Raw genomic sequence first — 18,545 nt, 5'->3', positions numbered from 1 at the left:
GACACCACCCCGAACCGGAGGCGACGCCGTCGGCGCGTCCCCCGTAATGTGTCCGCATGATCTTCAAGGGCGTCCGGGACGGCAAACCGTATCCCGATCACGGACTGTCTCTGCGCGACTGGTCGAGGATTCCGCCCCGCCAGGTGCGCCTCGACGAGATCGTCACGACGACGAAGGTGCTCGAACTCGACCGGCTGTTGTCGGAGGACTCGACCTTCTACGGCGATCTGTTCCCACACGCCGTCCAGTGGCAGGGCGTGCTGTACCTCGAGGACGGGCTCCACCGTGCCGTGCAGTCCGCGCTGCGGAACCGGCCGGTGCTGCACGTGCGTGTCTTCGAGTACGACGTGCTGATTCCCGGTGGCGTGCCCGACCCGGGCGCCGAGGTTCGGGGCCCGTCTCCCGCATAGCCCGATCAGGGGTGGATTCGCCCCGTTTCGACCGACGTCCGACGGACCGCCCGAGCTCTCGGACACCGACCGGGAAGGAATGGCATGGGCGAGACGTTCGGCCGCTACGAACTGCAGACCCGGCTCGGCCAGGGCGGGATGGGTCAGGTGTGGTGCGCATTCGACTCGGTCACCGATCGTCAGGTCGCGGTCAAGGTCCTGCCGCCGGAACTCGCCGACGACGCCGGATACCGCGCGCGTTTCGATCGTGAGGCCCCGGCCGTCTCCAAGCTCCGCCATCCGAACATCGTCCCGATCCACAATTTCGGTGAGATCGACGGACGGCTGTACATCGACATGGCCCTGCTCGAGGGCGAGGATCTCGGCACCGTCCTACGACGTGAAGGTTCCCTGCCGCTCGACCGCACCGTGCGCGTGATCGGCCAGGTCGCTGCGGCTCTCGACGCCGCACACGATGCGGGACTGGTGCACCGGGACGTCAAACCGGCCAACATCGTGCTGCACCCCAGCGGCCATACCTATCTGATCGACTTCGGGATCGCACATGCCGACGGTCAGACCGCGCTCACCCGCGAGGCCGGGGCGATCGGCACTCTCGCCTACATGGCCCCGGAACGCTTCGACGGCCGATCCGGGCCGGGTTCCGACATTTACGCGCTGACCTGCGTGTTGTTCCAGTGCCTCACCGGACGAGCACCGTTCGCCACCGACAGCACCGCCCAGCACGTCGCCTCCCATCTGACGAAACCGCCGCCGCGTCCGACCGACCTCGTGCCCGGCCTCCCCGCCGCGCTGGACGGCGTCGTCGCACGTGGGATGGCCAAGCGGGTCGAGGATCGGTATCGCCGGGCCGGTGAACTCGCCGAGGACCTGGCTCGGAGCACGATGGACCGACGGCCGCCGCGCGGGGCACCGGTCCCGCTCCGGAAGGTCGAGCCCGGACCGCCGCCCACGGCGGTGATCCCGCCGACCGCGGTGAACCCGTCGAGCTGGACGGGCCCGCCGACCTTCCCGAACCGACCCCCGATGGGGCCTCCTCCCCCACCTTCGGCGCGTGCACCGCGCCGCGGTGCGGTCGTGGCACTCGCGGTCGCCGCCGCGGTGATCGCAGTGGGGGCGGTGCTCGCCTTCGTCCTCGGGCGGGACACCGGCGACTCGCCGTCCGCCGGTGCCACGAGTCCACTCCCGGCGGAGACCTCGACACCCTCCACCGTTCCGTCCTCACCCGGATCGACGTCACCCGAACCGACCTCGTCGGAGTCACCGCCGAGTTTCGAGCGCATGGCGACCTTCGTGCGGGACTACTACGCGTTGCTCCCGGACGACACCGAACAGGCCTGGGCGTTGTTCGATCCCCACTACGCGGGAAAGGTCGGCCGGGCCGGCTTCGAGGAGTTCTGGCCGACGATCCGGTCCGTCTCGGTGGATGCCGTGGAGCCCCGCGATGCGTCGAGTGTGATCGTCACCCTGACGTTCGTCACCGTCGACGGCCGGACCGAGTCGGAGAAGCGCTGGGTGTCGGTGGTCGAGAACCGTGGGCGGCTGTCGGTCTACGACTCGGAGCGCATCGGAGCGGCATGACGCGACCGGTCGGTCGGAGCGGCGTGACGCGACCGGACGGTCAGTCGTCCGCGCCGAGCAGGATGGTGCGGACCACCGCGTCGGCGAGCAGCCTGCCCCGGTCGGTCAGCACGAGATGATCGTCGCGCTCCACAGCGAGCCCGTCGGCGACCACCGTCTCCGCCGCGACGCGCTCACCGTCGTCGAGCTCCGACAACGGCAGGCCCGTGCGCAGCCGCACGGTGAGCATGACGAGTTCGGTGTGCCGGTCCTCGGCCGTGAGATGTTCGCTTCCCGCAACGGGCAGGGCTCCGTCGGCGAGGGTCGACGCGTAGCGGGCCGGATGCTTGACGTTCCACCAGCGCACGCCGCCGACATGGCTGTGCGCGCCCGGCCCGGCGCCCCACCAGTCGCCGCCGTCCCAGTAACCGAGGTTGTGGGCGCAGCGCGCCGACGGATCGTCGGCCTTCGCCCAGTTGGACACCTCGTACCAGGTCATCCCGGCGTCGGCGAGTCGCGCGTCGATCCGCTCGTACCGCGATGCGAGCACGTCGTCGTCCGGGGCCGGCAGCTCGCCGCGACGGACACGGCGGGCGAGGGCGGTGCCGTCCTCGACGATGAGCGCGTACGCCGAGACATGGTCGACCCCCGCTTCGAGCACGGCATCGAGGGAGGCGTCGAGGTCGGCGTCGCGCTCGCCCGGAGTGCCGTAGATCAGATCGAGGTTGACGTGGCCGAAACCGGCCGCGCGCGCTTCCTTCGCCGCCGCGACGGGACGCCCGGGTGTGTGGGTGCGGTCGAGGACCGCCAGCACGTGGGGCGCCGCGGACTGCATGCCGAGCGACACGCGGGTGTATCCGGCCTCGCGGATCGACGAGAAGAACTCCGTGGAGGTCGACTCCGGGTTCGATTCGGTCGTCACCTCGGCGCCGGGGGCGAGCCCGAACGAGTCGCGGATCGCGTCGAGTACCTGCGCGAGACCGTCCGCGCCGAGCAGCGAGGGCGTTCCGCCGCCGACGAAGACCGTCTCGGCGGCGGGGGCCGGTCGTCCGGCCTCGGACAGCAGCCGGGCACCGGCGTCGAGTTCGCGGCGCAGACCCTCGAGCCAGGACTGCGGCGAGGCCGCGCTGCCGAGTTCCCCGGCCGTGTAGGTGTTGAAGTCGCAGTAGCCGCAGCGGGTCGCGCAGAAGGGCACGTGCACGTACACGCCGAACGGTCGCGTCCCCACGCCGGCGAGTGCCGAAGCGGGAAGTTCGAGACCGGCCGGACGACCCGCGATACCGATTTCCGTGCCGGTGCGTCGACCGATCTCAGTGCTGTTCACGCCCTCCAGTGTTCCAGAGACCCGAAGGGCGGTTCCGCGCGCGACGCCCCTACCTCGACATTTCCCGAAAATTGGGTGGAAATACCGCCCGCAATTCGGAATCGCCCCGGTGACATGGCACAATGGTCCGCATGACAGGACACGGAGTGCGACTCGTGGCGCGACGCCACGTCGACTTCAAGCGCGTCTGCGCATCCTGTTGTCTGCCTTGCGCCGCTTGTCTCTGCGCCGACTGTCTCTAGTCGGCACTCCCCGGCACATCCCAGATCCCGCCGGGTCGAAGCATGCGTGCACGAGGTCAGCCCCCTCCTGCGCTCGTCGATCCGGTTCCAGCGAATATCAGGAGACCCTGTATGTCGTCGACCACCGACGTCACGCCCGCCGACGAGTCGGCCACTCCCGCCCGCCGCGCGCGTCCCGCCAAGCGTCGCGCCGAGGGCCAGTGGGCCCTCGGTTACCGGGAGCCGCTCAACGCCAACGAGCAGACGAAGAAGGACGACAACCCGCTCAACGTCCGCAAGCGCATCGAGAACATCTACGCGCAAACCGGTTTCGACGGAATCGACAAGAGCGATCTGCGTGGCCGCTTCCGCTGGTGGGGTCTGTACACCCAGCGCGAGCAGGGCTACGACGGCACCTACACCGGTGACGAGAACATCGACCTGCTCGAGGCGAAGTACTTCATGATGCGGGTGCGCTGCGACGCCGGCGCCCTGAATCTCGCGCAGCTGCGGACGATCGCCGGTATCTCCACCGAGTTCGGTCGCGACACCGCCGACCTGTCCGACCGCGAGAACGTCCAGTACCACTGGATCGAGGTCGAGAACGTCCCCGAGATCTGGCGTCGCCTCGAATCGGTCGGCCTGAAGACCACCGAGGCGTGCGGCGACTGCCCCCGCGTCGTGCTCGGTTCGCCGCTCGCCGGTGAGTCCCTCGACGAGATCATCGACGGCACCCCGGCGATCGACGAGATCGTGCGCCGCTACATCGGCAACCCCGAGTACTCGAACCTGCCGCGCAAATTCAAGACCGCGATCTCCGGCCAGCAGGACGTCGTGCACGAGATCAACGACGTCGCCTTCATCGGCGTCGAGCACCCCGAGCACGGCCCCGGCTTCGACCTGTGGGTCGGCGGCGGCCTGTCCACGAACCCGATGCTCGCGCAGCGGGTCGGCGCGTGGGTGCCGCTCGAGGAGGTCGCCGATGTGTGGGAAGGCGTCGTCGCGATCTTCCGCGACTACGGCTACCGCCGGCTGCGGTCCAAGGCACGCCTGAAGTTCCTCATCAAGGACTGGGGCATCGAGAAGTTCCGCGAGGTGCTCGAGACCGAGTACCTGAAGCGTCCGCTGATCGACGGCCCGGCCCCGGCCGCACCGGAGCGTCCGATCGATCACGTCGGTGTCCAGAAGCTGCGCAACGGCCTCAACGCCGTGGGTGTCGCGCCGATCGCCGGTCGTGTCTCGGGCACGATCCTGTCGAAGGTCGCCGACGCCGCCGAACGTGCGGGTTCGGACCGGATCCGGTTCACGCCGTACCAGAAGCTGATCGTGCTCGACGTGGCCGACGACAAGGTCGAGCAGCTCGTCACCGAGCTCGAGGCGCTGGGTCTGCCGGCCTCGCCGTCGCCGTGGCGCAAGAACCTCATGGCGTGCACGGGAATCGAGTTCTGCAAGCTGTCCTTCGTCGAGACGCGCAAGCGTTCGCAGGCCCTCGTGCCCGAGCTCGAGGAGCGTCTCGCCGACATCAACGCGCAGCTCGACGTCCCGGTGACGATCAACATCAACGGCTGCCCGAACTCGTGCGCGCGCTCCCAGATCGCCGACATCGGCTTCAAGGGGCAGCTCGTCGACGACGGTGAGGGCAACCAGGTCGAGGGTTTCCAGGTGCACCTCGGCGGTGCGCTGGGCTTCGACGCGAAGTTCGGACGCAAGCTGCGCCAGCACAAGGTCACCAGCGCCGAGCTCGGCGACTACATCGAGCGGGTGGTGCGCACCTTCGTCAAGGAGCGCACGCCCGGCGAGCGCTTCGGCGAATGGGTCGTCCGCGCCGAGGAGGCAGACCTGCGATGACGGGCACTGCTGCAGCGGTCGACACGAAGACGGATCGGGAAGGGACGCGATGACGATCGATACGAACATCGACGAGCTCCGGAGTATTGCCGCGCAGGGGGCGGCAGAACTCGAGGGTGCGTCGGCGCAGGAACTCCTGCGGTGGACGGACGAGACCTTCGGTACCCCCACCACCGACGGTGGACGTAGCGGGTACATCGTCGCGTCCAACATGCAGGACGGTGTCCTGGTCCATCTGGCCGCGCAGCAGCGCCCCGGCGTGGACGTGCTGTTCCTCGACACCGGCTACCACTTCGCCGAGACGCTCGGCACGCGCGATGCGGTGGAGCAGGTGTACGGCGTGAACATCGTCGACGCCCGGGCGCAGCAGTCCGTCGCGGAGCAGGACGCCCTGCTCGGCAAGGATCTGTTCGCTCGCGACCCGAACGAGTGCTGCCGTCTGCGCAAGGTGGTGCCGCTGAAGGAGAGCCTGAAGGGCTACCGCGCCTGGGTGACCGGCATCCGCCGTGTCGAGGCGCCCACCCGCGCGAACGCACCGCTGATCTCGTTCGACGACGCGTTCGGACTGGTGAAGATCAATCCGATCGCGGCATGGTCCGACGAGGACATGCAGAACTACATCGACGAACACGGGATCCTCGTCAATCCCCTCGTCGACGAGGGCTACCCGTCCATCGGGTGCGCCCCGTGCACCACCAAACCACTTCCCGGAGCCGATCCGCGCAGCGGGCGCTGGGCCGGCCGAGCCAAGACCGAATGCGGGTTGCACGCCTCATGACACTCACCGATACGAATCCCACCGAGACCCGGACGCTGCTGGACGGCAACCGGTTCGACACCCTCGACGCCCTCGAGTCGGAAGCGATCCACGTCTTCCGCGAGGTCGCGGGCGAGTTCGAGCGCCCCGTCATCCTGTTCTCGGGAGGCAAGGACTCCACCGTCCTGCTGCACCTCGCGATCAAGGCGTTCTGGCCCGCGCCGCTGCCCTTCGCGCTGTTGCACGTCGACACCGGCCACAACCTCCCCGAGGTCCTCGAGTTCCGCGACCACGTCGTCGAGAAGTACAACCTGCGACTGCACGTCGCGAGCGTCGAGGACTACCTCGCCGACGGCCGGCTCACCGAGCGTCCCGACGGCATCCGCAACCCGCTGCAGACCGTGCCGCTGCTCGACGCGATCTCGGAGAACCGGTTCGACGCCGTCTTCGGCGGCGGCCGCCGCGACGAGGAGCGTTCGCGCGCCAAGGAGCGGATCTTCTCGCTGCGCAACGCATTCGGCCAGTGGGATCCGAAGCGTCAGCGTCCGGAGCTGTGGAATCTGTACAACGGGAAGCACGCACCGGGTGAGCACGTGCGGGTCTTCCCGCTGAGCAACTTCACCGAGCTCGACATCTGGCGCTACATCGCCCGCGAGAACGTCGAACTGGCGAGCATCTACTACGCGCACGAGCGTCCCGTCTACCGCCGCGACGGCATGTGGATGACCCCGGGTGTCTGGGGTGGTCCGGCCGAAGGCGAAGAGCTCGAGACGCGTTCGGTGCGCTACCGCACCGTCGGCGACGGATCGACCACCGGCGCGATCCTGTCCGAGGCCTCCACGAACGAGGAAATCCTCGCCGAGGTCGCGGCATCACGACTGACCGAGCGCGGCGCCACCCGCGGCGACGACCGGGTTTCCGAAGCGGCGATGGAAGACCGCAAGCGAGAGGGCTATTTCTGATCATGAGCGACCTTCACGAGCGGAGCGTGCAGAGCGACACGCAGCTGCTGCGCCTCGCCACCGCCGGTTCGGTCGACGACGGCAAGTCCACCCTGGTGGGCCGGCTGCTCTACGACACCAAGTCCGTGCTCGCCGACCAGATCGACGCCGTCACCCGCGCGTCGGTCGACCGCGGCCTCGACACCCCCGACCTGTCGCTGCTCGTCGACGGCCTGCGCGCCGAGCGTGAGCAGGGCATCACCATCGACGTGGCCTACCGCTACTTCGCGACGCCGAAGCGCAGCTTCGTCCTGGCCGACACGCCGGGTCACGTCCAGTACACCCGCAACACGGTGTCGGGTGCGTCCACCGCACAGCTCGTCGTCCTGCTGGTCGACGCGCGCAAGGGTGTCGTCTCGCAGACCCGTAAGCACGCCGCCGTGCTGGCCCTGCTCGGTGTGCCGAAGCTCGTCCTCGCGGTCAACAAGATCGACCTCGTCGAGGATCCGGCCTCGGTGTTCGCGCAGATCTCCGCCGAGTTCGGCGAACTGACGAGCTCGCTCGGCTGGGCCCCCGAGGACGTGCAGGAGATCCCGGTCTCCGCGCTGCACGGCGACAACGTGGCGGTGCGCAGCGAGAACACCCCCTACTACGACGGCCCGACCCTCATCGAGTACCTCGAGTCGGTCCCCGTCGACGCCGACGTGCACGGCCGGCACGAGACCGGTCTGCGCTTCCCGGTGCAGTACGTGATCCGTCCCCGCACCGCCGAGTTCCCCGACTACCGCGGCTACGCCGGTCAGGTCGCGGCAGGCTCCGTGCGCCCCGGCGACGAGGTCGTCGTGCTGCCGTCCGGTGTCCGCACCACCGTCGAGCGCATCGACAGTGCCGACGGCGCATTCGATGTCGCGCACGCCGGCCGGTCGGTGACCCTGGTGCTCGCCGACGACGTCGACGTCTCCCGCGGCGACATCATCGCCACCCCGGAGGCGGCACCCGAGCCGCTGTCGGAGTTCGAGGCCACCGTGTGCTGGCTCGCCGAGAAGCCGCTGCGTCCCGGCGCCCGGCTGCTGCTCAAGCACGGCACCCGCACCACGCAGGCCATCGTCGGCACGATCGACGAGCGGTTCGACGAGCAGAACCTCTCCTCCGTCCCGAGCCCGGACAGCATCGAGCTCAACGAGATCGCGCGCATCACGGTGCGTGTGGCCGAGCCGATCGCCGCGGACGACTACCGCGTCAACCGCCGTAGCGGCAGCTTCCTGCTCATCGATCCGGCCGGGGGCAACACCCTGGCTGCGGGTCTCGTGGGCGACGGACTCGCCGACATCGAGCTCGGGGACCGCGTCCCGGCATGATGCCGCTCGTCGCCGTCGCGCACGGCAGCCGCGACCCGCGTTCGGCGCGGGCCGTGGCTGCCGCGCTCGACACCGTCCGGGCCGAGAACCCCGGTCTGGACGTGCGACTCGCGTTCCTGGACCTGAACACCCCCTCGGTCGGGCAGGTCCTCGACGCGCTCGCCGCGGACGGGCATCGGCAGGTCGCGGTGGTGCCACTGCTGCTCGGCAGCGCCTTCCACGCGCGGGTCGATCTGCCGGCCCTGTTGCACGAGGCGCAGCAACGTCATCCGTTGCTCGAGGTGCTGTGCTCGCCGATCCTCGGCGACGATGATCTCCTCGTCGACGCGGCTCGCGACCTGATCACGGCCACGGGGGTGTCGGTCGATGATCCGTCCGTCGGTGTCGCGGTGTGCGCGGTGGGATCGCGGCGCCCCGAAGCGAACCGGGCGACAGAACTCGTCGTGCCCCGCATCCTCGCCGGGACGGCGTGGACGCAGGCCGCGGCGTGCTTCGCCACCACCGGCCCGTCGGTCGGAACGACCCTCGCCGATCTCACCTCCCGCGGCGCACGCACCGTCGTGCTGACGCCGTGGATCCTCGCCCCCGGACTGCTGTGGGACCGCGCCTGCGCCGAGGCCGAGAGTCTCGGGCACGTGCGGGTCGCGGAGACCCTCACCCGGCACGATGCCGTCGCGCGGGTGATCACCCAGCGCTACACCGAGGCCGTGCACCGCCGGCGCGGACTGCGCGTCGCCTGAGTCGCGTCCGACTCTCCGCCCGAGTTCACGCACGATTCGCATTCCTCCGCTACAACGGAGTCACAGTCGTCGTTCGACGACATCGGTGATCCGGGAGGACCTCGCGTGCAGAACGAACTCCGTCGCTACATCGACCGGCTCCGCACGGAGGGCTATTCGGTGCGCGACGACCACGGTGAGGACCCCGATCTGATCGACATCGAGGGCCGGGCCGTCGACACCTGGCGGGAGAACTATCCGTACGACACCCGGATGGACCGCGCCACCTACGAGGTCGAGAAGTACCTCCTGCAGATCGAACTGCTGAAGTTCCAGTCGTGGGCCAAGGACAACGGGTCCAAGCACATCATCGTGTTCGAAGGTCGCGACGCCGCCGGCAAGGGCGGCACCATCAAGCGGTTCCAGGAGTACATCAACGTCCGGCACGCCCGGACCGTCGCGCTCAACAAGCCGTCCGACCGCGAGCAGGGCCAGTGGTACATGCAGCGCTACATCCAGCACTTCCCCACCGCCGGTGAGCTCGTGCTGTTCGACCGCTCCTGGTACAACCGTGCCGGGGTCGAACGCGTCATGGGGTTCTGCAGCGACGACGAGTACGAACGCTTCATCACTCAGATCCCGATGTTCGAGCAGCTCATCGTCGACGCCGGGATCTCGCTGACCAAATTCTGGTTCTCGGTCACGCAGAACGAACAGCGCACGCGGTTCGCGATTCGCCAGCTCGACCCCGTCCGCCGCTGGAAGCTGTCGGAGATGGACCTCGAATCGCTCGACAAGTGGGACCAGTACACCGAGGCGAAGGAAGAGATGTTCCGTCGCACCGACACCGATCACGCCCCGTGGACGACGATCAAGTCGAACGACAAGAAGCGGGCCCGGATCAACGCGATGCGGTTCTTCCTGAACCAGTTCGAGTACGACGACAAGGACCGTCAGATCGTCTTCCCGGCCGACCCGAAGATCGTCCAGCGCGGCAAGGACGCCGTCGGCGACTAACTGCCGGGAGGTCGTGCTCCGGCGTGCCGAGGCGCGCAGGGCTGGCGCGCAGCCTGTGATCCGTACCACACTGGACGGTGACGCGAGGAGGCAGCATGGGCACAGCCAATGTCGGTCACGGAATCGTCGTCGGCATCGACGGATCGGACAGCGCACTCGATGCGGCCCGGTGGGCCGCGTGCGTCGCCCGACGTCTCGGCGAACCGATCGACCTGGTGCACGTTCATCCCCCCACCTCCGACAACGGGACCGACCCGTCGGAGGCCGTTCTCACCGCCGCGGAAGCAGCCGTTCGTGGCGCAGTCGACCGGGTGGAGGTCCGGCGGTCCACCCCGTCGGGCAAGCCGGATCGCGTGCTCACCGACCTGTCGCGCGAGGCACGGATGATCGTCCTCGGTCACACCACCACCACCGAATGGCAGTCGATGGTGCGGCGCTCCGACGTCGTGTCGGTCGCCAACCACGCCGAATGCCCGGTGGTGACGTGGCGCAGCCGCGAGGGATTCCAGCCACCCGACGGCCGTCCGGTCGTCGTCGGCGTGGACGGCACCGAGGTCAGTGCGGAGGCCGTCGAGCACGCGTTCGCGACCGCAGCGGCGCTCGAGGCACCGCTCGTCGCGATCCACACGTGGACAGAGCAGTCCACGCTCACCTACGGCGAGGGATCACGGTTCACGGACTGGACTGCCTACGTCGAGCACCGGAGGGAGGAGATGAAGTCGCATACCTCCGGGCACACCGAGCGGTTCCCCGACGTCGAGGTCTCCTACCGGGTCGAGCGGGGCAAGCCCGACATCGTCCTGCTCGAGGAATCCAAGAGCGCCCAGCTCGTGGTGGTGGGCAGCCACGGCCGGAGTCCGCTGGCCGCTGCGGTGGTCGGCTCGAGCAGCCAGGGACTCATCCACCACAGTTGCTGTCCGGTCATGATCTGCCGGGCCCACCACCGGTCGGAGACCGAGGCCCACTGAGCCGACCCGCGTGACCCTCGAGTCCCCCGCTCGGTTACTGCGCGGCGGTACCGAGCGGGGCGGTCTCCGACGCGGCGGGAGCGTGCGCGTAGACCGTGTCGCCCGCGACGAGACCCAGGTCGTGGGCTTCGCCGCGGGTGATCTGCGTCGTGAACTGCTCACCGGTCGCGTCGTTGCGTAGTTCGACACGGACCTCGAAGCCCAGCCGGACCACACGCTCGACGGTCGCCCGCGTGACACCGACCGAACCGCCGGAGGTGTCGGAGAGCGCGGGTCGCCGGGCGAGCCGGATGTCGTGCGGCCGCACCAGCACGCCGTTGAGCTTGGACACCGTCCCGAGGAACGACATCACGAAGCTGTTCGCCGGGCGATCGTAGAGTTCCTCCGGCGTTCCGACCTGTTCGATGCGTCCGGCGTTCATCACCGCGATGCGGTCGGCGACGTCGAGCGCCTCTTCCTGGTCGTGCGTGACGAGCACGGTGGTCACGTGCACCTCGTCGTGCAGGCGGCGCAGCCAGGTCCGCAGGTCGGCGCGGACCTTCGCGTCCAGGGCGCCGAACGGTTCGTCGAGCAGCAGCACCTGCGGGTCGACGGCGAGGGCACGGGCGAGGGCCATGCGCTGACGCTGGCCGCCGGACAACTGCGCCGGATAGCGTCGCTGGAACCCCCCGAGCCCGACGATCTCGAGCAGGTCGTCGACCCGCTTCGTGATCTCGTCCTTGGGTCGCTTGCGGATCTTGAGTCCGAAGGCGACGTTCTCGCGCACCGTCATGTGCTTGAACGCGGCATAGTGCTGGAACACGAAACCGATGTCGCGCTTCTGCGGGGTGACGCCGGTGACGTCCTTGCCGGCGATGTGGACGGTGCCCGCGTCGAGGGTCTCGAGGCCGGCGATCGAACGCAGCAGTGTCGACTTCCCCGAACCGGACGGTCCGAGCAGGGCGGTGAGCGAGCCGGACGGGATGTCGATGCCGACGTCGTCGAGTGCGGCGAAGTCTCCGTAGTTCTTGCGCGCCCCGGTGACGGTGATCATTCGGTGCTCCTCTTCCGGTCGAGCAGGGTCATCAGCAGCAGGACGATCACCGCGATGGCCATGAGCAGGGTCGCGGCGCTGTAGGCGCCGAAGGTGTTGTGGTCGTCGATGTACCGGGCGTGCACGAGCAACGTCAGGGTCTGGGAGACGCCGGGGAAGCCGGACGAGACCATGATGACGGCGCCGAACTCGCCGAGGGCCCGGGCGACGGTGAGGACGATGCCGTAGGTCAGGCCCCAGCGGATCGCCGGCAGCGTGATCCGCCAGAAGGTCTGCCAGGTGTTCGCACCGAGGGTCGCGGCGGCCTGCTCCTGCTCCTCCCCGATCTCGCGCAGCACCGGTTCGACCTCGCGCACGACGAACGGCAGCGTCACGAAGATCGTCGCGAGCACCATGCCCGGCAGCCCGAAGATCACCTTGAAGCCGAGATCCTCGACGGCACCGAACCAGCCGTTGGCGCCCCACAGCATGATCAGGGCGACACCCACGACGATGGGCGAGACCGCGAAGGGCAGGTCGACGACGGCCTGCAGCAGTCCTCTCCCCGGGAATCTGCCGCGGACGAGGGCCAGCGCGACGACGATGCCGAAGATCACGTTCACGGGAACGACGATCGCGACGATCAGCAGCGACAGGTTCAGCGCCGAGATCGCGGCGGGAGTGCTGATCGACTCGGCGAACGCCACGATGCCGTTCTCGAAGGTGCGGTAGAGGATCACCCCGATCGGGACGAGCAGCAGCACGAACAGATAGGCGAGCGCGACGAAGCGCAGCGACAGTCGGGATGCGACGGACGGTTTCACCGGTCGTCCTCCTCTCGGCGCAGCCCCCGGTTCGCGACCAGGCGCAGGACGAACAGCACGACGAAGGCGATCACCAGCAGCGCGACGGAGACCGCGGCGGCGTTGACCGGCCGGTCGATCTCGATCTGCTGTTGGATGTACTGCGACGCGACCTGGGTCTTGTACGGGATGTTGCCGCCGATGAGCACGATCGAGCCGTACTCACCGATGGCACGGGCGAACGCCAGGCCGGTGCCGCCGAGGACGGCCGGTGCGAGCACGGGCAGCACGACCGTGCGGAAGATCGTGAAGTTGCCGGCTCCGAGCGAGGCGGCGGCCTCCTCGACCTCACGGTCGGCCTCGATGAGCACCGGCTGCACCGAGCGCACCACGAACGGCAGCGTGACGAATGCCAGCGCCACCACCAGTCCCGGCTCGGTCGCGTTGAGCTGCACACCGATCGGGCTCTGCGGCCCGTACAGCGAGAGCAGCACGATGCTCGCGACGATCGTCGGCAGGGCGAAGGGGAGATCGATGAGGGCGTTGACGAACTTCTTCCCCGGGAACTCGTCGCGGACGAGCACCCAGGCGATCACCGTGCCCATCACCGCGTTGATCGCCGCGACGACCAGCGAGACGACGACGGTGATCCGCAGGGTCGCCAGGGCGGCCGGAGCGGTGATCGCATCGACGAAGGTCCCGAGACCGTCCGAGACGGAGTGGAAGGCCAGGGCCGCGAGGGGAAGCAGGACGATCAGGCTCAACCACAGGGTGGCGATGCCGATACCGAGGGGCCCGACGGCGCCGGTGAACATCCGGCGACGCCGTCGGGCGGGGGCCGCGGCGGACGGCCCGCGACGCGAACCCGCCGGGGCGGGAGACGAATCTCCCGACCCGGCGGTGTGTTCCGAGATGGTCACGCGCGCGCTCTACTTCGTCGCGTTGTCGTAGATCACCGCGATGGTGCCGGTGCTGTCGGCGAACAGCTCCTCGTTCACGGTCTCCCAGCCACCGAGATCGGCGACGGTCCACAGCTTCTCCGGCTGCGGGAACTCGTCGGCGAACTCCTCGGCGACGGTCGGATCGACGGGCCGGAAGCCGGCCTCGGCCCACAGGCGCTGCGCCTCGGGGGTGTACAGGAAGTCGTTGAACGCCTGCGCGACCTCGACGTCCTTCGCGTTCTTCAGTACCGCTGCGGGATTCTCGATCTTGAAGGTGACGGGCGGGGTGACGTGCTCGACGGGGTCGCCGTTGCGCTCGATGAACAGTGCCTCGTTCTCGTAGCTCAGCAGCACGTCGCCGGTGCCCTGCAGGAAGGTCTCGGTGGCCTCGCGACCGGACTTCGGCTGCACCTTCACGTGGTCGGTGACCAATGCGGTGACGTAGTCGATGCCGGCCTGCGGGTCGGCGCCGCCGTTGCTCTTCGCGGCATAGGGCGCGAGCAGGTTCCACTTCGCCGAACCCGAGCTGAACGGGTTGGGGGTGACGACCTCGACGTCCGGACGGAGCAGGTCGTCCCAGTCGCGGATGTTCTTCGGGTTGCCCTCACGGACGACGATGGTGACGACCGATCCGAACGGAATCCCGTTGTAGGCGTTGTCGTTCCAGTTCTCGTCGACGAGACCGGCCTCGACGAGGCGGGTGATGTCGGGCTCGACGGAGAAGTTCACGAAGTTGGCCTCGGCGCCGTCGCGCACCTTGCGGGACTGGTCTCCGGAGGCGCCGTAGGACTGCTGGAAGACGACACCCTCGCCCTCTTCGGTCGCCTCGAATGCGGGGATCAGCGAATCGAATCCGACCTTGGGCACGGCGTAGGCGTAGAGGTTGATCGTGCCGCCGGACCCGTCGCCACCACTCTCGGCTCCGACGGTGTCGCTCGAACCGCCGGCGCAGGCGGTGAGGGAGAGGGCGGTGACCGCGGCGAACGCCGCGACGACGAACCTGGAACGTTTCATGACGAGCCTCCTGAGGGGCTGTTTCGAGGGGAATGAACGCGACCGGCACCGGACGAGGGGTTGCCGGAATCGGACCGGCCGGGATTCGCGAGGATGCGGCACCGACGGACGAGAGGGCCCGGAAGATGGGGACCGCGGAGAGAAGAAGGGTTCAGCGACAACAGTCGATGTCGGCGACCGAAGGCATGCCCACAGCGATCAACGCCAACTCGTGGCGGATGCGGGGCAGAGTGGTCGCGGACACGCGGCAGAGATTAGCAGAGGTCGAGGGTCGACCGAAATCGACGATTCGGACACCGGGCGTCGAGCACCGAACCGGATGCGCGAGCGGCGTGCTCACATGGAGACGAGCCATGCGACGACGACGATGATCAGCAGCGCGATCAGCGCCAGGGTCACGCGCGAACGCGGCATGTCAGCAATCCTCCGTCGTCGTGGCGGGCGAGTCCGTCTCTCCGCGGCCGAGCAGTGCGAAGACACCGGCCATCGCCCGATCGAGCAGCCATGCGACCCCGAAGCAGGCCGGCACCAGCACCGCCAGCACGAGGGCCACCTGGGGGACGAAGGACAGGCCCGCGAGCCACAGCTCGAAGCCGTCCCACCACGAAGCCACCCGATCCATTGCCTACACCCTAGTAGGTTCGGCAACCGCACTGCGATCCGCCCGGCCCGCAGTGATCATGGAGGAATGGATCACCACCACTCCTCACCGCTGTCGGGGTCACCCTTCCGACGGAGCGTGTTCCCGCCCATCGACGACTACGCATTCCTCTCGGACTGCGAGAGCACCTGCCTGATCGCGCGTGACGGCACCGTGGAGTGGATGTGCGTGCCGCGACCCGACTCCCCCAGCGTGTTCGGTTCGTTGCTGGATCGCAGCGCAGGTCATTTCCGGTTGTCGCCGCACGACCGCACCGTTCCCGCGGCACGCCGATACCTGCCGGGCGGGTTGGTCCTCGAGACGACCTGGCAGACCGACACGGGCTGGATGATCGTGCGCGACGCGCTGGTCATGGCGCCCTGGTACGACGTCGAGGAGCGCTCGACCACGCACCGCCGGACGCCGTCCGACTGGGAGGCCGAGCACATGCTGTTGCGGACGGTGCGCTGTGTGAACGGGACGGTGGATCTGTACGTCAGTTGCGAACCCGCCTTCGACTACCACCGGGGCCGCACCGAATGGCGGTACACCGGCAAGGTCTACGAGGAGGCCACCGCGGTGTGCCGGAACGCACCGGACGAGCATCCGACGCTGCGCATGACGACGGATCTGCGCCTCGGTATCGAGGACCGCGAGGTCCGCGCGCGACGCCGACTCCACAAGGGCGACACGGCCTTCGTCGCCTTGTCGTGGGCGGACTGTCCGATGCCGCACACCTTCGACGAGGCCGTCGCCAAGATGGTCTCCACCCAGGACTACTGGCGCGAATGGATCACGACGGGCCGCTTCCCCGACCACCCCTGGCGCACCTACCTGCAGCGCAGCGCGCTCACGCTCAAGGGACTGACCTACAGCCCGACCGGAGCGCTGCTCGCCGCGTCGACGACATCTCTTCCGGAAACACCTGGCGGAGAGCGAAACTGGGATTACCGCTATGCCTGGGTACGCGATTCGACCTTCGCACTGTGGGGTCTGTACACCCTCGGATTCGACCGGGAGGCGGACGACTTCTTCTCGTTCATCCTCGACGTCTCGCGCGACGCGGACGGCGTCCGCTATCCGCTCCAGGTGATGTACGGGGTGGGCGGCGAGCGCGAACTGCCGGAGTCGACCCTCGGGCATCTGAGCGGCTACGACGGCGCCACCCCGGTCCGCATCGGCAACGACGCCTATCACCAACAGCAGCACGACATCTGGGGCACGCTCCTCGACTCGGTGTACCTGCACGTAAAGTCCCGCGGACACTTCCCCCAGACGTTGCTGCACACCCTGCGGCGGCAGGTCGAGGAGGCGGCGGCCAACTGGCGCAAGCCCGATCGCGGCATCTGGGAAGTGCGCGGCGAGCCCCAGCACTTCGTATCGTCGAAGGTCATGTGCTGGGTTGCCCTCGATCGCGGAGCGAAACTCGCCGAGCTGCAGGGCCGCCCCGACTACGCCCGCAAGTGGGCGGCGATCGCCGAGGAGATCAAGGCCGACGTCCTCGAACACGGCGTCGACGAACGCGGTGTCTTCACCCAGCGGTACGGCCACCCCTCGCTCGACGCCTCGGCGCTGCTGATCCCCTTGTTGCGCTTCCTGCCCGCGGACGACCCCCGGGTGCGGGCCACGGTGCTGGCGATCGCCGACGAACTCACCGAGGACGGGCTGGTGCTGCGCTACCGGGTGGAGACCACCGACGACGGACTCGCAGGCAAGGAGGGCTCGTTCACCATCTGCTCGTTCTGGCTGGTCTCGGCGCTCGTCGAGATCGGTGAGGTCGAGCGGGCGGCCGCACTGTGCCAGCGCCTGCTCGACTACGCGAGCCCCTTGAAGCTCTATGCCGAGGAGATCGACACCGAGACCGGACGCCATCTGGGGAACTACCCGCAGGCGTTCACCCACTTGGCGCTCATCAATGCCGTCGTCCACGTCATCCGCGCCGAGCGGGAGATCGGGGCGGGCAACTTCCGGCCCGCGCATCTCGGGCCGTGAGCCGGTCTCAGGCGTTCGCGACCGCCTCGAGCTGCGGCCGGATCACGTCGAGCGCATAGTCGATCGACAGCGACGAGGGCGTGTTGAACGCGACGACCGTCGGGAAGTCGACGACAGCGAGACCGCCTCCGGTGACGGCGGGCAGCCGGTCGAATCCGGGCAGGGCCATCAGGTCCTGCTCGGTTCCGCCGCGCGGCAGGATGATCAGCAGATCGGCCACCAGAGCGTCGACGCGTTCGGGGCCGAGCACAACCCGCCCCTGGGACGCTCCGCCCTCCGCGACCAGCGTCGGCGGCAGCGTCATGCCCAGCTGCGTGAACAGCGCAGCGGCACCGTCGTCCGGATCGGCGACCACGACGACCTGTTGCTCGTTGGTGACGTACTGCGACAACGCGGCGGTCCGGCCCTCCAGTCCCGGCAGAGCGGCCTCCTCGATCTCGGCGTTGCGGTCGGCGATGATCCGCTCGGCGTCCTCGGTGCGGCCGAGAACCTCACCGAGCACGCGCACCTGTTCGTCCCAGCGGTCCACGCCGGTATCGCCGAGAGGTCCGATCGTCGGCGCGACCGCGGAGATCGTGTCGTAGTCGTTCTGCGAGACGATCTGCCACGCGCCGAGAATCAGATCGGGTTCGAGAGCGGCGACCTCCTCGACGGGCACCGACGTCTCCGCCGTCGGACTCAGCGCCACCGCATCCGGGGAGACGTCGGTCTGCCAGGGGTAGAGGCCGCGATCGTCGCCGTACGAGCCGGCGCTGTAGTACGCGACCGGCTGCACTCCGAGTTCGACGAGGGCGTCGAGCCATTGGCTGGAGGTCGCGACGATCCGCTCGGGTGTGCCCTCGATCGTCGTCGTGCCGTAGGAGTGCTCGACAGTGACGGTCTCGCCGCCGGCGGTCGCGGTTTCCTCGGTGTCCGACGAACACGCGACGAGACTCGGGACGGCGAACAGTACGAGCGCTACCGCGGAGAGAACGACTCGATGCATGGGCGACCTCCGTTTCAGGTAAGGCTCACCTTAAC

18 protein-coding genes are annotated in these 18,545 nt (G+C 68.6%); 10 read left to right on the top strand and 8 right to left on the bottom strand.

Going from position 1 to position 18,545, the window contains the following annotated elements; translation table 11 throughout:
• Positions 1-56 precede the first annotated feature (56 nt).
• Together ACNJ7K_RS14415 and ACNJ7K_RS14410 are read left to right on the top strand one after the other, a co-directional pair.
• Positions 57-410 carry a type II toxin-antitoxin system VapB family antitoxin gene (locus ACNJ7K_RS14415; protein WP_060651486.1) on the top strand — a complete coding sequence of 118 codons (354 nt, stop codon included), beginning with the start codon at positions 57-59 and terminating at the stop codon, positions 408-410.
• Between the two features lie 84 nt (positions 411-494).
• Positions 495-1,991, top strand: coding sequence for a serine/threonine-protein kinase (locus ACNJ7K_RS14410; protein WP_487041831.1), 1,497 nt, complete (start codon positions 495-497; stop codon positions 1,989-1,991).
• A gap of 40 nt (positions 1,992-2,031) precedes the next feature.
• On the opposite strand, the gene hemW is transcribed toward ACNJ7K_RS14410, so the two are convergent.
• The gene (gene hemW / locus ACNJ7K_RS14405) at positions 2,032-3,255 is read right to left on the bottom strand and encodes a radical SAM family heme chaperone HemW (RefSeq protein ID WP_230789091.1); all 1,224 of its coding nucleotides are present in this window, start codon (positions 3,253-3,255) and stop codon (positions 2,032-2,034) included.
• A 392-nt stretch (positions 3,256-3,647) separates the two neighbouring features.
• Between hemW and ACNJ7K_RS14400 the strand changes: the two genes are divergently transcribed.
• From ACNJ7K_RS14400 to ACNJ7K_RS14370, 7 genes are all read left to right on the top strand, one after another.
• Positions 3,648-5,363, top strand: coding sequence for a nitrite/sulfite reductase (locus tag ACNJ7K_RS14400; protein ID WP_159417979.1), 1,716 nt, complete (start codon positions 3,648-3,650; stop codon positions 5,361-5,363).
• Positions 5,364-5,412: 49 nt separating this feature from the next.
• The gene (locus ACNJ7K_RS14395; RefSeq protein WP_159417978.1) at positions 5,413-6,141 is read left to right on the top strand and encodes a phosphoadenylyl-sulfate reductase; all 729 of its coding nucleotides are present in this window, start codon (positions 5,413-5,415) and stop codon (positions 6,139-6,141) included.
• Positions 6,138-7,082, top strand: a complete 945-nt coding sequence (gene cysD / locus ACNJ7K_RS14390) for a sulfate adenylyltransferase subunit CysD (RefSeq protein ID WP_060651483.1) — start codon at positions 6,138-6,140, stop codon at positions 7,080-7,082. Before ACNJ7K_RS14395 ends, cysD begins: the two co-directional genes overlap by 4 nt.
• 2 nt (positions 7,083-7,084) lie before the next feature.
• A complete protein-coding gene (locus tag ACNJ7K_RS14385) occupies positions 7,085-8,419 on the top strand; it encodes a sulfate adenylyltransferase subunit 1 (RefSeq protein WP_120279711.1) in 1,335 nt (444 codons plus the stop codon).
• Positions 8,416-9,159 (top strand): sirohydrochlorin chelatase, encoded by a 744-nt coding sequence (locus ACNJ7K_RS14380; RefSeq protein WP_120279712.1) that lies wholly within the window; start codon positions 8,416-8,418, stop codon positions 9,157-9,159. The genes ACNJ7K_RS14385 and ACNJ7K_RS14380 overlap by 4 nt, the downstream gene beginning before the upstream one ends.
• Before the next feature lie 105 nt (positions 9,160-9,264).
• Positions 9,265-10,155 carry a polyphosphate kinase 2 gene (gene ppk2 / locus ACNJ7K_RS14375; RefSeq protein WP_120279713.1) on the top strand — a complete coding sequence of 297 codons (891 nt, stop codon included), beginning with the start codon at positions 9,265-9,267 and terminating at the stop codon, positions 10,153-10,155.
• 95 nt (positions 10,156-10,250) lie between these two features.
• Positions 10,251-11,123 (top strand): universal stress protein, encoded by an 873-nt coding sequence (locus tag ACNJ7K_RS14370; RefSeq protein ID WP_120279714.1) that lies wholly within the window; start codon positions 10,251-10,253, stop codon positions 11,121-11,123.
• 34 nt (positions 11,124-11,157) lie between these two features.
• Here ACNJ7K_RS14370 and ACNJ7K_RS14365 read toward each other — a convergent pair whose 3' ends face one another.
• From ACNJ7K_RS14365 to ACNJ7K_RS14340, 6 genes are all read right to left on the bottom strand, one after another.
• The gene (locus tag ACNJ7K_RS14365) at positions 11,158-12,156 is read right to left on the bottom strand and encodes a sulfate/molybdate ABC transporter ATP-binding protein (protein WP_159417977.1); all 999 of its coding nucleotides are present in this window, start codon (positions 12,154-12,156) and stop codon (positions 11,158-11,160) included.
• Positions 12,153-12,959 (bottom strand): sulfate ABC transporter permease subunit CysW, encoded by an 807-nt coding sequence (cysW, locus tag ACNJ7K_RS14360; protein ID WP_016694106.1) that lies wholly within the window; start codon positions 12,957-12,959, stop codon positions 12,153-12,155. Before cysW ends, ACNJ7K_RS14365 begins: the two co-directional genes overlap by 4 nt.
• Positions 12,956-13,753 carry a sulfate ABC transporter permease subunit CysT gene (cysT, locus tag ACNJ7K_RS14355; protein WP_016694104.1) on the bottom strand — a complete coding sequence of 266 codons (798 nt, stop codon included), beginning with the start codon at positions 13,751-13,753 and terminating at the stop codon, positions 12,956-12,958. Before cysT ends, cysW begins: the two co-directional genes overlap by 4 nt.
• Before the next feature lie 114 nt (positions 13,754-13,867).
• The gene (locus ACNJ7K_RS14350) at positions 13,868-14,893 is read right to left on the bottom strand and encodes a sulfate ABC transporter substrate-binding protein (RefSeq protein WP_120279717.1); all 1,026 of its coding nucleotides are present in this window, start codon (positions 14,891-14,893) and stop codon (positions 13,868-13,870) included.
• 151 nt (positions 14,894-15,044) lie between these two features.
• On the bottom strand, positions 15,045-15,137 hold the full coding sequence (locus ACNJ7K_RS14345; RefSeq protein ID WP_315899260.1) for an Ms4533A family Cys-rich leader peptide: 93 nt from the start codon (positions 15,135-15,137) through the stop codon (positions 15,045-15,047).
• A gap of 171 nt (positions 15,138-15,308) precedes the next feature.
• Entirely contained in the window at positions 15,309-15,515 is a 207-nt protein-coding gene (locus tag ACNJ7K_RS14340) for a hypothetical protein (protein WP_120279718.1), read from the bottom strand.
• 66 nt (positions 15,516-15,581) lie between these two features.
• On the opposite strand from ACNJ7K_RS14340, the gene ACNJ7K_RS14335 reads away from it, so the two are divergent.
• Positions 15,582-17,525 (top strand): glycoside hydrolase family 15 protein, encoded by a 1,944-nt coding sequence (locus ACNJ7K_RS14335; RefSeq protein WP_159417976.1) that lies wholly within the window; start codon positions 15,582-15,584, stop codon positions 17,523-17,525.
• 7 nt (positions 17,526-17,532) lie between these two features.
• Here the strand turns inward: ACNJ7K_RS14335 and ACNJ7K_RS14330 are convergent, their stop codons facing one another.
• Positions 17,533-18,510, bottom strand: coding sequence for an ABC transporter substrate-binding protein (locus tag ACNJ7K_RS14330; protein WP_159417975.1), 978 nt, complete (start codon positions 18,508-18,510; stop codon positions 17,533-17,535).
• Between the last annotated feature and the right edge of the window lie 35 nt (positions 18,511-18,545).

Origin of the sequence: Rhodococcus shunpengi, from assembly GCF_048381395.1 — a bacterium.
Lineage (GTDB): Bacteria > Actinomycetota > Actinomycetes > Mycobacteriales > Mycobacteriaceae > Rhodococcus.
Note: the sequence above shows the minus strand (reverse complement) of the source record. Positions and strands in the feature narration are given on the sequence as shown.